The 14,370-nt window shown below is 66.5% G+C and carries 13 protein-coding genes; 9 read left to right on the top strand and 4 right to left on the bottom strand.

Annotated features, from left to right (window positions below; all coding sequences use genetic code 11):
• Window positions 1–24: 24 nt before the first annotated feature.
• Complete coding sequence (locus KHP16_RS14745) at window positions 25–1,707, top strand: long-chain fatty acid--CoA ligase (RefSeq protein ID WP_109580023.1); 1,683 nt, start codon at window positions 25–27, stop codon at window positions 1,705–1,707.
• A gap of 32 nt (window positions 1,708–1,739) precedes the next feature.
• Here the strand turns inward: KHP16_RS14745 and KHP16_RS14750 are convergent, their stop codons facing one another.
• The 4 genes from KHP16_RS14750 to KHP16_RS14765 all read right to left on the bottom strand — a co-directional run bounded on the left by KHP16_RS14750 (window position 1,740) and on the right by KHP16_RS14765 (window position 5,168).
• Window positions 1,740–2,189, bottom strand: a complete 450-nt coding sequence (locus KHP16_RS14750; RefSeq protein ID WP_109580024.1) for a hypothetical protein — start codon at window positions 2,187–2,189, stop codon at window positions 1,740–1,742.
• A 59-nt stretch (window positions 2,190–2,248) separates the two neighbouring features.
• A complete protein-coding gene (locus tag KHP16_RS14755; RefSeq protein ID WP_211960598.1) occupies window positions 2,249–2,815 on the bottom strand; it encodes a MarR family winged helix-turn-helix transcriptional regulator in 567 nt (188 codons plus the stop codon).
• Window positions 2,816–2,884: 69 nt separating this feature from the next.
• Entirely contained in the window at window positions 2,885–3,886 is a 1,002-nt protein-coding gene (locus KHP16_RS14760) for a Bug family tripartite tricarboxylate transporter substrate binding protein (RefSeq protein WP_109580026.1), read from the bottom strand.
• A 139-nt stretch (window positions 3,887–4,025) separates the two neighbouring features.
• Window positions 4,026–5,168, bottom strand: coding sequence for a porin (locus KHP16_RS14765; RefSeq protein WP_115952819.1), 1,143 nt, complete (start codon window positions 5,166–5,168; stop codon window positions 4,026–4,028).
• 326 nt (window positions 5,169–5,494) lie between these two features.
• On the opposite strand from KHP16_RS14765, the gene coq7 reads away from it, so the two are divergent.
• From coq7 to mraY, 8 genes are all read left to right on the top strand, one after another.
• On the top strand, window positions 5,495–6,118 hold the full coding sequence (coq7, locus tag KHP16_RS14770) for a 2-polyprenyl-3-methyl-6-methoxy-1,4-benzoquinone monooxygenase (RefSeq protein ID WP_109580028.1): 624 nt from the start codon (window positions 5,495–5,497) through the stop codon (window positions 6,116–6,118).
• A 469-nt stretch (window positions 6,119–6,587) separates the two neighbouring features.
• On the top strand, window positions 6,588–7,016 hold the full coding sequence (gene mraZ, locus KHP16_RS14775) for a division/cell wall cluster transcriptional repressor MraZ (protein WP_109580029.1): 429 nt from the start codon (window positions 6,588–6,590) through the stop codon (window positions 7,014–7,016).
• Between the two features lie 7 nt (window positions 7,017–7,023).
• On the top strand, window positions 7,024–8,007 hold the full coding sequence (rsmH, locus tag KHP16_RS14780) for a 16S rRNA (cytosine(1402)-N(4))-methyltransferase RsmH (protein WP_115952818.1): 984 nt from the start codon (window positions 7,024–7,026) through the stop codon (window positions 8,005–8,007).
• Window positions 8,004–8,321 carry a cell division protein FtsL gene (ftsL, locus tag KHP16_RS14785; RefSeq protein WP_109580031.1) on the top strand — a complete coding sequence of 106 codons (318 nt, stop codon included), beginning with the start codon at window positions 8,004–8,006 and terminating at the stop codon, window positions 8,319–8,321. The genes rsmH and ftsL overlap by 4 nt, the downstream gene beginning before the upstream one ends.
• Window positions 8,318–10,159 carry a peptidoglycan D,D-transpeptidase FtsI family protein gene (locus KHP16_RS14790; protein ID WP_109580032.1) on the top strand — a complete coding sequence of 614 codons (1,842 nt, stop codon included), beginning with the start codon at window positions 8,318–8,320 and terminating at the stop codon, window positions 10,157–10,159. The genes ftsL and KHP16_RS14790 overlap by 4 nt, the downstream gene beginning before the upstream one ends.
• Complete coding sequence (locus tag KHP16_RS14795) at window positions 10,156–11,703, top strand: UDP-N-acetylmuramoyl-L-alanyl-D-glutamate--2,6-diaminopimelate ligase (protein WP_211960752.1); 1,548 nt, start codon at window positions 10,156–10,158, stop codon at window positions 11,701–11,703. Before KHP16_RS14790 ends, KHP16_RS14795 begins: the two co-directional genes overlap by 4 nt.
• 20 nt (window positions 11,704–11,723) lie before the next feature.
• Window positions 11,724–13,154 (top strand): UDP-N-acetylmuramoyl-tripeptide--D-alanyl-D-alanine ligase, encoded by a 1,431-nt coding sequence (locus KHP16_RS14800; RefSeq protein WP_244835823.1) that lies wholly within the window; start codon window positions 11,724–11,726, stop codon window positions 13,152–13,154.
• 2 nt (window positions 13,155–13,156) lie between these two features.
• A complete protein-coding gene (mraY, locus tag KHP16_RS14805; protein WP_109580034.1) occupies window positions 13,157–14,326 on the top strand; it encodes a phospho-N-acetylmuramoyl-pentapeptide-transferase in 1,170 nt (389 codons plus the stop codon).
• Window positions 14,327–14,370: the final 44 nt, after the last annotated feature.

Consider the following 14,370-nt stretch of genomic DNA (forward strand, 5'->3'; position numbering starts at 1 on the left):
TTCAGAAATTCAGGAGACCGGCGTATGGAAAAACTGTGGCTGAAACAATATCCGGCAGGCGTCCCCGCGGAGATCGATGCCAGTCCGTATCGTTCGCTGGCCCAGTTGCTCGAGGAATCGTTCCGTACCTACGCGGCCAAGCGGGCATTCGTGTGCATGGACGCGTCCATCACGTATGGCGAACTTGACCGGCTCTCGCGGCAGTTCGGCGCATGGCTGCAGTCGCGCGGCCTGAAGCCTGGCACGCGCGTGGCCATCATGATGCCGAACGTCCTGCAGTATCCGGTAGTGCTGGCGGGCGTGCTGCGCGCCGGCCTCGTCGTGGTCAACGTCAACCCGCTGTACACGCCGCGTGAGCTCGAGCATCAGCTGAAGGACAGCGGCGCCGAGGCGATCGTCATTCTCGAGAATTTCGCGGCGACGCTGCAGGCGGTGCTGCCGAACACGCCGGTGCGTCACGTGGTGGTCGCCAGCATGGGCGACATGCTGGGCACGGTGAAGGGCGCGATCGTCAATTTCGTCGTGCGCAACGTCAAGAAGATGGTGCCCGAGTGGCAGTTGCCGAACTGCGTGCGCTTCAACGACGTCCTGCGCGAATCTCGCCAGATGATGCTGGCGCCGGTGAACACGGGGCCGGACGACATCGCGTTCCTGCAATACACGGGCGGTACCACGGGCGTCTCGAAGGGCGCCGTGCTGCTGCATCGGAATATCGTGGCCAATGTGCTGCAGTCCGAGGCATGGATGCAGCCCGCGCTCGACAAGGGCGCGAAGATCGACCAGGTGATCACGATCACGGCGCTGCCGCTGTATCACATCTTCGCGCTCACGGTCTGCTGCCTGCTGGGCATGCGCAATGGCGGCCTGTCGGTGCTGATCCCGAATCCGCGCGACATTCCGGGCTTTATCAAGGAGCTGCAGAAGTATCGCTTCAACATGTTCCCCGCCGTGAATACGCTCTACAACGCGTTGCTGAACCATCCGGACTTCGACAAGATCGACTTCTCGGGGCTGCGCGTCGCGAATGGCGGCGGCATGGCCGTGCAGGAGGCGGTGGCAAAGAAGTGGCTGGCGCGGACACGTTGCCCGATCATCGAGGGCTACGGCTTGTCCGAGACCTCGCCGTCGGCCACGTGCAATCCGACCGATACCGATGCGTTCTCGGGGACCATCGGATTGCCGCTTCCATCGACCGAACTCGCGATCCGCGACGACGATGGCAACGACGTGCCGCTGGGCCAGCCCGGCGAGATCTGCCTGCGCGGGCCGCAGGTGATGGCCGGCTACTGGAATCGTCCCGACGAGACCGCCAAGGTCATGACGCCGGATGGGTACTTCAAGACGGGCGACATCGGCGTGATGGATGAGCGCGGCTATACGAAGATCGTCGACCGCAAGAAGGACATGATCCTGGTGTCGGGCTTCAACGTGTATCCGAACGAGGTGGAAGGCGTCGTGGCCGAATGCCCGGGCGTGCTCGAAGTGGCCGCGGTGGGCGTGCCCGACGTGCATTCGGGCGAGGTCGTGAAGCTGTTTATCGTCCGCAAGGATCCCGCGCTGTCGGAGGAGTCCGTGATCGCGTTCTGCAAGGAGCGGCTCACGGGATACAAGCGTCCGAAGTACGTCGAATTCCGTACCGAACTGCCGAAGACCAACGTCGGCAAGATCCTGCGTCGCGAGCTACGCGACAGCCGTCAGGCGGCCTGACGCATCCCTGCACTTTCCCACGAAGTGCCCGCTCAACACTCGTTGGACGGGCCCATCTGCGGCTGCTGCGAGCCATCGACGTAGGTCAGCCGCACGCAGGTGCCGACGTCGAGCCCCGGCGCCGCAGGCGCATTGACGGACGCGACGGCGCCGTCCTGCGTGCGCACCTTGTACTGGAACAGGTCCACCTGTTGCGGCGGTGGCTGCTTGTTGAACAGCCGCGACAGGTCGAACGCGAAGCCGACCCCCACGCCACCGCCCCCGCCACCGCTGAACCCGCCCGCGCCCACGCCCACCCCTGTGCCGCCATAGGACGGCGCCTGCGTGACATCGACGCGTGAAAGATAGGTCTTCTCGGTAACCTGGCCGAGCTTGACGGTGGCGTTGATGGGCGTGACCTGCGGTGGCTGCGGCTGGCTGGCGCAGCCGGCGAGCGCCGCAATCAGCAAGCCACATATCGCGGAGGAAGCTGTAGCCCGCAACGATGACGGAAATGCGGGACCCGCTAAAGCGGAACCGGTTCGGTGGATGCGGTCGAGTGTCATGGCGTGGTCAGGCTGGTTTTGAGGGTGCCGAGCAGTCGGAACAGCGCGTCCCGATCGGCTTCGGCGAGCCCCGCGAATAAACGTTCGACCCACGCTTCATGCGCAAGTGCCATGCGCGAGAAGGCTTCGCGTCCGGCGGGCGTCAGCCGGATCAGATAGGCGCGCCGATCGTTGGGCAATGACTCTCGCGAGACGAGGCCCTCCTGCTGCAGCTGATCGGTGATGCCGGTGACGTTGCCACCCGTGACCATCATGCGGCGCGACAGCTCTCCCATCTTCAGGCCTTCGGGATGACGGTCCAGCTGCGACATGAGGTCGAACCGCGGTAGCGTGACCGAGAACTGCTGGCGCAGGCGAGAGCGGATATCGGTTTCGACCAGCGTGGTGCAGGTCAGCAGCCGCAGCCAGAGGCGCAGCGCCGCGTGGCCGCCCTCGCCGACGCGCGTCTCCAGATCCAGCGAGACGAGATCGGCGGGCGCCGGATCGTCGGGCGCCGCATGGGAGGCGGCACCGGTTGCGACGACATCCGGGTCGGTAACGGGTCGTGCGAGGGGCCTGGGCATGGCGAAGCGGCGGGCATTTGTTGATGCTTCAAGTATATGCCCATGGCCGCCACGCCCGGCGGGAGAGACTCAGTCGACCTTGGCGCCCGAGTCCTTCACGACCTTCGCCCATTTGACGTGCTCGGACTTGATCAGCGCGGCGAACTGCTCTGGCGTGTTTCCGCTCGGGTCCGCGCCCTGCGCGAGCATGCGTTCGCGCACGGCGGGCGTGGCCAGGCTCTTGGCGACTTCCTGCTGGATCTTCTGGATGATGTCGGGCGGCGTGCCGGCAGGGGCGAGCAGGCCAAACCACGAGCTCGCTTCGTAGTTCGGTAGCTTGGCCGCCTGCGCGACGGTGGGCAGGTCCGGCAGCGCCGGCGAGGGCTTGGCGCTCGTCACGGCCAGCGCCTTGATCTTGCCGCCCTTGATCAGCGCCATCGACGACGGCAGGTTGTCGAACATGACCTGCATGGTGCCGCCGGACAGGTCCGTGAGCGCCGGACCGCTGCCGCGGTACGGGAAGTGGACCATGTAGGTCTTGGTCTGCGTCTTGAAGAGTTCGCCGGCCAGGTGGATCGAGGTGCCATTGCCGCTCGAGGCCATGTTCAGCTTGCCGGGGTTGGCGCGCGCGTAGGCGATGAGGTCGTTGACGCTGTTGATGTGGTTCTGCTGCGCGAACGCGGGGTTCACCACGAGCACGTTGGGCACCGAGGCCACCAGGGTGATCGGCGCGAAGTCCTTGATCGGATCGAACGGCAGCTTCCCGTACAGCGACTGGTTGATGCCATGCGTGCCGACGGTGCCCATCAGCAGCGTGTAGCCGTCGGGCGCGGACTTGGCCACCATGTCCGCACCGATGTTTCCGCCCGCGCCGGGACGGTTATCGACCACGACGTTCCAGCCGGCCACCTTGGAGAGCTCCGCCGAGACGGCGCGGGCGAGGATGTCGGTGGTGCCGCCGGCCGCGAACGGCACGACGAGGCGGATCGGCTTGGTGGGGTAGGGGTCAGCGGCGTGCGCGGCAGGGAAGGCGAAGGGCAGCACGGCGCTGGACAGCAGCAGCGCGATGGCGCGGCGGCGAGGTTGTTGCATGGCGATGTCTCCGGAATGGGGCCGGGATGGGTCCGGTCTCGCCGCCCATTCTAGTTGCATGTGGCGCACATCGTGGATGAGGGAAATCCCACCGTTGGCGCTGGGGCCTTCGGCGGTGGGATTCCCTTGCGCCGGAGAATCAGAACTTGTGCCGCACGCCGACCGCCACGCCGATCATCGTGTTCTTGCCCTGTTGCGGGAAGTAGCCATTGGCGAAGCTGACCGCCGACGTGTCGAAGTTCAGGCCCGAGTTCTTGGAGAAGCCCGTGGTCAGGTACACGTCGGTGCGTTTCGAGAAGTTGTAGTCCGCCACGAAGCTGATCTGCCACGGGTTTGCCGGATTGTTCGACGGCGAGGCCAGCGTGGGGCGCAGTTGCTTCAGGTCCTGATAGAAGTACGCCAGCGTGAGGCTGAGCGGCGCGTTCACCTGATAGTTCAGACCGGCCCAGTAGTAGTTGTCCCGCTGGAGCTCGCTGCCATCGGGCGCGGAGATGCGGCCCCAGCGGTAACCGGCCATCAGCTTCGCGGGCCCGTACGTGTAGCTGGCAGCGGCGCCGATCTTCCGCGAGCGGCCCGGATCGTTGATCGTCGCGGTCGGGCGCCATTCGTCGTAAGCGATAGCCAGGCCAAGGGGGCCGGACATGTATAGCAGGCCCGCACCGCCGCCCGCGTTGTTGTCGAAGTTGCCGGGGGTTTCGCCCGCGCCGCCGTTCGCGAGCGGATTCAGGCCGATGGCCGCGACGCCCGTGCCGAAGCTCCAATGCGCTTCCGCGGTGAGCGCGCCGAACACGGCCGTGTACTTCACGGTGTTGTCGGAGCGGAAATTGGTGCCCAGCTGCGCGACCACGGGCTCGTAGATGGTGGCGTAACCGGTCGGCGAGAAGTTCGCGAACATGTCGAACATCGTCGTGTACTGGCGGCCGAAGGTCAGCCGTCCCAGCGAGTCGTTCTGCATGCCAACGTACGCCTGACGGCCGAACAGGCGGCCGCCTTGCTGCGATCGGCCGTCATCGACGCCGAAGCCCGACTCGAGCACGAACAGCGCCTTGGTGCCGCCGCCGAGATCTTCGGTACCGCGCAGGCCCCAGCGCGATCCGGACAGGCCGCCGCCCGTCTGCAGCCCGACGCGGCTGCCGCCGCCCGGTTGGTTGAAGCCGGGTGCAAGATGGTTGTTGTACTCGATCGGCAGATCGACCACGCCGTAGAGGATCACGCTGGACTGAGCGGTCGCCACGCCGGAGAACAAGCTTAATGACGCAAGCGCGAGAAGTGATTTCTTCATGCTCGGTTATCTCCATATAAGAATTATGTGGAGCGCGGAAGAATCTCCTTGCTGCCTCTCTCTCTCATTCGACCGCGCCCGGCTTCCTTGCGAAGCCGGAGAACACTCTAGCGCAGGGAGTCATGCTGTTGACCCTGAGGTAAACGTCTTGTCTGCTTTTCACAACTAAGGGTTTGTGGGGACGGAAGCCAGCACTGGCGCGGCATTGCGGGAGGCGTACACCGACGGCCGGAGTACAATGCGGGAAATCCCGGACCGGCGGCGCCGCGTTTTCGCATGACGACGAGGCCTGCTGGAAACTCCTCATTGCCTATCCATCGACATACATGGACTCCCTGATTCGAGAATTCGACGTGGCATTGCGCGCGATCGCGGGCGTGACCCGCGCGGGCCGCGAGAATCCCGCGAACCGTCTCGCGCCCGATACCGAACCGTTGTCGGCCGCCGAGCGCCAGCACGTGGCCGGGCTCATGCGAATCAACCATGTGGGAGAGGTTTGCGCGCAGGCCCTGTACCAGGCGCAGAAGCTCACGGCGCACAGCGCGCCGGTACGCGCGCAGATGGATCAGGCCGCGCGCGAAGAGGAAGACCATCTGTCGTGGTGCGCGGACCGGCTGCGCGAGCTCGGTTCGCGACCGAGCCTGCTCAACCCCGTGTGGTACGCCGGAGCGTTCGCGATCGGCTGGCTCGCGGGCCGCGCGGGCGATCGCGTGAGCCTCGGTTTCGTCGCCGAGACGGAGCGGCAGGTCGAGCATCATCTGACGAGCCATCTCGACAAGCTGCCGGCAGCCGATGGCCGCTCGCGCGCGATCCTCGAACAGATGCGCGACGACGAGATCCGTCATGGCGATGCCGCGCGAGACGCGGGCGGCGTGCCGCTGCCCAATCCGATCCGCGCGCTCATGCGTGGTGCATCGCGCGTGATGACCACTACCGCGTATCGCGTCTGAGCGCTGTCGGGCGCGGTCCGATCGCGGGCATTTTCAACGGCCTTTTCGCGCTGCCCGCGGGACCTGTGGAAAACCCGCGCGAGCCCTTGCGCGAGCGGGCCGCGCGGCAAAACGTTGTATCCTTCGCAACGGCGCAAATTCGCGTCGATCGCCCGCGCCAGCGGGGTGTCGTCGAGCCGTTCTCAGGTGGTTTCTCCGGTTTACTCCCTAAGATCTTCATTTCATTGATATTTCACTGTCATGGTGCGTGAAGTTGGCGCGCTAAGTCTTTGTTCTGATTCGAAAAACCCCCTTTTCTCTCCCCTTACACAGCCTTGACCGGCCAAAGTGCTTACTCTAAAGTGGGAAATTGTGTGAGCAAGTGTGTTTTTGTGTGATTTGGGGGTGCATTGCTGCGATCATTCCGGGAAGCTAACGGATTTGCAGCGAGGTCGGTCGCAAAAACGAGGGCAAGACGCGGGGGGAGAGTTTGTTCCAGGGAGCTTCGGCGCTGTCGCTGGATGCCAAGGGCCGGATGTCCATTCCGGCAAGGCATCGCGAGGCGCTGCATCAGCAGGCCGAGGGCCGGGTGACGCTGACCAAGCACCCGGATGGCTGCCTGTTGCTGTTTCCCCGACCCGAATGGGAATCCTTCCGTAGCCGAATCGCGGCTCTGCCGATGGACGCGCACTGGTGGAAGCGCATCTTTCTGGGCAATGCCGCCGACGTGGACATGGACGGCGCCGGCCGTGTGCTGATCGCACCGGAGCTGCGCAGTGCCGCCACGCTCGACAAAGAGGTCATGCTGCTCGGCATGGGCAGTCATTTCGAAATCTGGGATGCCGCGACGTACACCGCCAAGGAACAACAGGCGATGGCGCAGGGCATGCCGGACGCGTTGAAGCAATTCTCTTTCTGAAGAGGTCATGAGCCCTACCGGAACGCCGGGGACCACCGCCCTGCGCCATCGCACCGTGTTGCTGGACGAGGCCGTCGAGGCGCTCGTCTGGCGGCCCGACGGCGCCTACGTGGACGGCACCTTCGGCCGGGGCGGGCACAGCCGCGCCATCCTCGCGCGGCTGGGGCCGGCCGGAGCGCTCGTCGCGTTCGACAAGGATCCGGCAGCAATCGCAGAAGCGGGCACCATCCAGGATGCCCGCTTCTCCATTGAGCACGCGAGCTTCGGCACGATGGGCGAACGCCTGACCGGCCGCGCGCCGCTCGCGGGAGTGTTGCTCGACCTGGGGATCAGTTCGCCCCAGATCGACGAGGCGGCGAGGGGATTCTCCTTTCGTTTCGATGGCCCGCTGGACATGCGCATGGACACCACGCGCGGCATGACCGCGGCCGAATGGCTCGCGCAGGCGGACGAGCAGGACATTGCCAGGGTGATACGAGACTATGGGGAAGAACGGTTTGCTGTACAGATTGCAAAGGCGATTGTTGCTCGCCGGCGCGAACCCGGCGATGGCGGCCCCATCGCCACTACTGCCGACCTTGCCGCGCTCGTGGCGAAAGCCGTCAAAACACGCGAGAAGGGTCAGGACCCTGCGACCCGCACCTTTCAGGCTCTACGGATTTTCGTCAATCAAGAGCTTGAGGACCTCGAAAGAGGTCTGAAGGCGGCGTACGAACTGCTCCAGGTCGGAGGCCGCCTCGTGGTGATCAGCTTTCACTCGCTCGAGGACCGCATCGTCAAGCGGTTCATGCAGGCGCACGCGCGTCCGCAGATGGGGGCCGACCCCGCGCTACGCCGTGCGCCGCTGCGCGCGGCCGACCTGCCGCAGCCCACACTGAAGCTTCTTGGCCGCCTGAAGCCGAGCGACCAGGAGGTGGCCGATAACCCGCGCGCGCGCTCCGCCGTGATGCGCGTGGCCGAGAAATTGTCTTCAGGATCGGTGACGGCATGAACCGACTGACCTTCTTCCTGCTCGCCGCGCTGGTGTTCTGCGCGCTGTCCCTCGTCGGTGCCCAGCACCAGGCGCGGACGCTGTTCGTCGCCCTCGAGCGCGCGCAGGCGGAGGAGAAGCAGCTCGACATCGACTGGTCTCGCCTGCAATACCAGCAGAGCGCGCTCGGCAAGAGCGCGCGCATCGCCGACGCGGCCCGCACGCAGTTGAAGATGGCGTCCGTGATGCCGGGCAAGACCCAGTATCTGGCCGGCATCGCGCTGCCCGCGGCGGCGCCGGTCGCGAGCGCTCCGGCGCCGGAGGCAAGCAAATGAGCCTGGCCCGTCCGAGCCTCGGCGCGCGCGCGCGCGGCAACACGCGCAACAACGGCGCGGCGCGCCAGCAGGCGCAGCCGCAGTCGCGCCCGCGCACCGGTCAGTTCTCCGCGAGCCCGGTGCTGGGCCTGCGGCTGCCGATGTGGCGCTCCAAGTTCGTCGTGTTCCTGATGTTCGCGGCGTTCGCGGCGCTGGGCGCCCGCGCGCTGTGGATCCAGGGGCCCGGCAATCAGTTCTACGAAGCCGAAGGCAAGAAGCGCTTCCAGCGCACGCTGGAGCTGCCCGCCACGCGCGGCAAGATCCTCGACCGCAACGGGCTGGTGCTCGCAACGAGCCTGCCGGTGAAGGCCGTGTGGGCGGTGCCCGAGGACGTACCCAACGATATCGCGGCGGCGGACAGGCGCCAGCTCGCGAAGCTGCTCGACATGTCCGAGAAGGACCTGCAGCGCAAGTTCGACGAGGACAAGAGCTTCGTCTACCTCAAGCGCCAGGTGCTGCCGGACGCGGCCGACAAGATCGCCGCGCTCAAGATCGACGGTATCCACCAGACGCGGGAGTACAAGCGCTTCTATCCGGAAGGCGAGGCGATGGCGCACATCGTCGGCTTCAATAACGTCGAGGACAAGGGCCAGGAAGGCGTGGAACTCGCGCGCGAGGAACTGCTGGCCGGCAAACCGGGCGCGCGCCAGGTCATCAAGGACCGTCTCGGCCGCGTGGTCGAGGACGTTGGCATCCTGAAGACGCCGCGCGATGGCCGCGACATGCAGCTGTCGATCGACGCGAAGATCCAGTACCTGGCGTTCAACGAAGTGAAGGCCGCCGCCGAGCGCAGCAAGGCCAAGGCCGTAAGCGCCGTCGTGCTCGACGCGCAGACCGGAGAAGTGCTCGCGCTGGCCAACTGGCCGACGTACAACCCGAACGACCGCTCGCGCCTGACGGGCGAGCAACTGCGCAACCGCGTGCTGACCGATACGTTCGAGCCGGGTTCGATGATGAAGCCGATTACGATCGGCCTTGCGCTGCAGCTCAAGCGCGTGACGCCGTCGACGGTGGTCCAGACCACAGGCAAGTACAACTTCGAAGGCGCGACCATCACCGATACGCATAACTACGGCGCGTTGACGGTCGGCGGCGTGATCCAGAAGTCGAGCAACATCGGCACGACCAAGATCGCGATGATGCTCAAGCCGCAGGAAATGTGGGACATGTTCACCAGCGTCGGCCTCGGCCAGGCGCCGAAGATCGGCTTCCCTGGCGCGGTGGCCGGGCGCGTCCGGCCGTTCAAGAGCTGGCGCCCGATCGAGCAGGCGACGATGTCGTACGGCTACGGCCTGTCGGTGTCGCTGTTCCAGATCGCGCATGCCTATACGATCTTCGCGCACGATGGCGAGATCATTCCCGTATCGATGTTCAAGACCAACGGCCCCGCCACCGGCGAGCGCGTGCTGTCGCCGCAGGTGGCGCGCGACGTGCGCGCGATGCTCGAGACCGTGACCGCGCCCGGCGGCACCGCGCCCGAGGCGCAGGTGATGGGCTATCGCGTCGGCGGCAAGACCGGTACCGCGTACAAGCACGTGGGCCGCGGCTATGACCGCAGCAAGTATCGCGCGTCCTTCATTGGCCTGGCGCCGATGTCGAACCCGCGCGTGATCGTGGCGGTGAGCGTGGACGAGCCGACCGCCGGCAGCCACTACGGTGGCGCCGCGGCGGGCCCGGTGTTCTCGCAGATCATGGGCGGCACGCTTCGCGCGCTGAATGTCCAGCCCGATTCGCCGATCCGCCAGCTCATGGTTAGCGACAAGGTGCAGGAGAGCGAGCCATGGACGGGGACCCAATGACGGCCAAGCCGATGCTCCCCTCCGAAGTCTCCGCACAGGCCAGCGACGCGCTGGCCTGGCTGCATGCGCGGGTGCCCGCGGGCGCGCGCCTGACCGGCGATACGCGCCGGCTTGCGCCGAACGACGTTTTCTTCGCCTATGTGCTCGGGAACGCGCGCCTGTCGACGGATGGCCGACCGCATATCGCGAGCGCCATCGCCGCGGGCGCGTCGGCGGTCGTGTACGAAGCCGACGGTTACGCATGGAAGGACGGCGATGCCGCGCCGCATCTGGCCGTCAGCGGGCTGCACCGGCTTGCCGGGCCGATCGCCGCCGGCTGGTATCGCATTGCGGAGCGCGATCTCGCCGTGACGGGCATCACCGGCACCAACGGCAAGACTTCGTGCGCGCAGTGGCTCGCGCGCGTGCTGCAGGCCGCCGGTACGCCCTGCGCGACCATCGGCACGCTCGGCACGGGCTTTCCCGATGCGCTGCACATGACGGGCTTCACCACGCCCGATGCGGTCCAGCTGCAGCAGAGCCTCGCCGACCTGAACGATGCGGGCGCGCGCGCGGTGGCGATGGAAGTGTCGTCGCACGGGCTCGAGCAGGGCCGCGTGGCGGGGACGCGCTTCGCCGTCGCGGTGCTGACCAACCTGACGCAGGATCACCTCGACTATCACGGCACGATGGCCGAATACGAGGCCGCCAAGCGGTTGCTGTTCCAGTGGGATGGCCTGGGCTGCGCGGTGATCAACCGTGACGATGCGATGGGCCAGCGCCTGCTGGCGAACGATGCCGCCGGCACGACCGCGCCACGCGTGATCGAGTACGGCATCGATGGCGATGCGTCGCCGTCGGCGGCGCGTGCCGAGTGGCTGCGCGCGACGGACGTGCGCGCGACCGCGACCGGCACCGCATTCCATATCGACGGCAGCTTCGGCAGCGTGGACGTGACGACACCGATGATCGGCGCGTTCAACGTCAGCAACCTGCTGGCCGTGCTTGCCGCCGCGCTCGCCAACGGCGTGGCATGGGATGCCGCGATCGCCGCGCTGCGCGCGCTTGCGCCCGTGGATGGCCGCATGGAACTGTTCGGCGGCCACGAGGCGCCGCTCGCCGTGGTGGACTACGCCCACACGCCCGATGCGCTGGCCAAGACGCTGGACGCGCTGCGCCCGGTGGCCGCCGCGCGGCAGGGCCGCTTGTGGTGCGTGTTCGGCTGCGGCGGCGACCGTGACGCGACCAAGCGCCCGCTGATGGGCGAAGTCGCCGAGCGGCTGGCCGATGAGGTCGTGCTGACGAGCGACAACCCGCGCAGCGAGGACCCGCAGGACATCCTGGACGCGATCGCCGACGGCATGCACGACCGTGCGCGTGCGCGCCAGATCGAGGATCGCGCGGCCGCGATCCTTTACGCCATCAAGCATGCGGCATCCGCCGACGTGGTGCTCGTGGCCGGCAAGGGCCATGAAGCGACGCAGGAGATCCAGGGGCGCAAGCGTCCGTTCTCCGATCGCGAGCACGTGCGGCTGACGCTCGGTACCCGCGGGGTGTCCGCATGACCTCCGCAACGAACTCCACAATGAACGCATCGAGCAACATGATGACCACGCTGCAGCAGGCCGCGAGCTGGATCGACGGCGCGCGCGTGTCGGGCGATGGCGCCTGTGCGTTCTCGCGTGTGCATACCGACAGCCGGACCGTGGCGCCCGGCGACCTGTTCGTCGCGCTGCGCGGCGAACGGTTCGACGCGCACGACTTCCTTGCCGATGTGGTGGCGCGTGGCGCGGCCGCGGTGCTGGTCAGCAAAGACGTCAGCGTGGGCGTGCCGGCGATCGTCGCACCCGATACGCGCATCGCGCTGGGCGACCTCGCGGCCGGCTGGCGCCGCACCTTCACGCCGCCGACGGTGGCCGTGACGGGCAGCAACGGCAAGACCACGGTCAAGGAAATGATCGCCGCGATCTTCGCGGCGGCCGTCGGCGAAGCCGACCGCCTCGCCACGGGCGGCAATCTGAACAACGACATCGGTCTGCCGCTGACGGTGCTGCGCCTGCGCGCGCATCACAAGCTGGCCGTGCTCGAACTGGGGATGAATCATCCCGGCGAGACGATCTATCTGGCGCGTATCGCGCAGCCGACCGTTGCGGTCATCACTAACGCCCAGCGCGAGCACCAGGAATTCATGGTGAGCGTGGAGGCGGTGGCACAGGAACACGCGCATGCGATCGACGCGCTGCCGGCCGATGGCACGGCGGTGTTTCCCATCGATGCCGAAAGCGGTGGCGCCCATGCGGAAGTCTGGCGCAAGGCCGCGGGCCATCGCCCCGTACTGTCGTTCGGCACCGATGCGGGGGCCGACGTCCGTGCGACGGTGACGCTCGACGATGGCGTGCAGGTGCTGCACGTGACGGCGCCGGGCAAGACGTTCGACGTCCGGCTGCAACTGCTGGGCACGCACAACGTGCGCAACGCGCTCGCCGCGACGGCCTGCGCGCTCGCGGCCGGTGTCGACGTGGCGGCGATTCAGGCGGGACTGGCCGGTTTTGCGGCGGTCAAGGGCCGCCTGCAGGTCAAGCACACGCCCGCGGGCGCGGTGGTGATCGACGACAGCTACAACGCCAATCCGGATTCGATGCGCGCCGCGATCGACGTGCTCGCGGGGTTTGCCGCACCGCGCGTGCTGGTGCTCGGCGACATGGGCGAGGTGGGCGATCAGGGCCCGGCGTTCCATACCGAGATTGGCGCGTACGCGCGCGAGCGCGGTATCGACACGTTATGGGCGACCGGCGAGCTTGCCGTGCATACGGTGCATGCGTTCGGTCAGGGCGCCACGCACGTGGCGACCGCGGAAGCGCTGATACAAGCCCTGATACAAGCGCTGCGGGACGACAAGGGAGGGACGGCGGCCGATGCGGGCGCCGTGCTGGTGAAGGGATCGCGCTTCATGCGCATGGAACGGATCGTCGATGCGCTGGTCGCACCCACTTCCGTTCAATCACGTAAAGACTAACGATGTTATTGGCTCTGGCCCAGTGGCTGCAAAACGATTACAGCTTCCTGCGGGTCGTCAACTACCTGACATTCCGCGCGGTGATGGCCAACCTCACCGCGCTGGTGATCGGCCTTGGCTTCGGTCCGTGGGTCATCCGCCGCCTGACCGAAATGAAGATCGGCCAGGCCGTGCGCACGATCGGCCCGCAGACGCACCTGGTCAAGTCCGGTACGCCGACGATGGGCGGCGTGCTCGTGCTGATCTCGATCGCGATCTCCACGCTGCTGTGGTGCGACTGGGGCAACCGGTTCATCTGGGTGGTGATGCTGGTCACGCTGGGCTATGGCGCGGTGGGCTGGGTCGATGACTACCGCAAGGTGGTCTATCGCGATCCGCGCGGCATGTCGAGCCGCGAGAAGTTTTTCTGGCAGACGCTGATCGGCCTCGTGGCGGCGACGTACCTCGCGTTCTCGGTGTCGGAAGCGAGCAACGTGCGCGTGTGGACGCTGTTCCTCAGCTGGATCGAGGGCGGCTTTCTGGCGGACGTGCCGTACAAGACGAACCTGATCGTGCCTTTCTTCAAGGAGGTCAGCTATCCGCTGGGCGTGGCCGGCTTCATCGTGCTGTCGTACTTCGTGATCGTCGGCTCCAGCAACGCGGTGAACCTGACCGACGGGCTCGACGGCCTCGTGATCATGCCCGTGGTGCTCGTCGGCGGCGGGCTCGGCGTGTTCGCGTACGTGATGGGCAGCTCGGTGTACAGCAAGTACCTGCTGTTCCCGCATATCCCGGGCGCGGGGGAATTGCTCATCTTCTGCTCGGCGATGGCTGGCGCGGGGCTCGCGTTCCTCTGGTTCAACGCGCACCCGGCCAAGGTTTTCATGGGCGACGTGGGCGCGCTGGCGCTTGGCGGCGCGCTGGGCACGATCGCGATCATCGTGCGCCAGGAGATCGTGCTGTTCGTGATGGGCGGCATCTTCGTGGTGGAAACGCTGTCGGTGATGCTGCAGGTCACGTGGTTCAAGTTCACCAAGCGCCGTTACGGCGAGGGCCGGCGGCTGTTCCGCATGGCGCCGCTGCATCACCACTTCGAGTTGAGCGGCTGGAAGGAGACGCAGGTGACGGTGCGCTTCTGGATCATCACGATGCTGCTCGTGCTCATCGGGCTGTCGTCGCTGAAGCTGCGGTAATCGAACGTATCAACAAATCCATCGGATAGAAGGCGGGAATACGA

It is taken from the genome of Cupriavidus plantarum, assembly GCF_905397285.1.
In the GTDB taxonomy this organism is placed as follows: domain Bacteria; phylum Pseudomonadota; class Gammaproteobacteria; order Burkholderiales; family Burkholderiaceae; genus Cupriavidus; species Cupriavidus plantarum.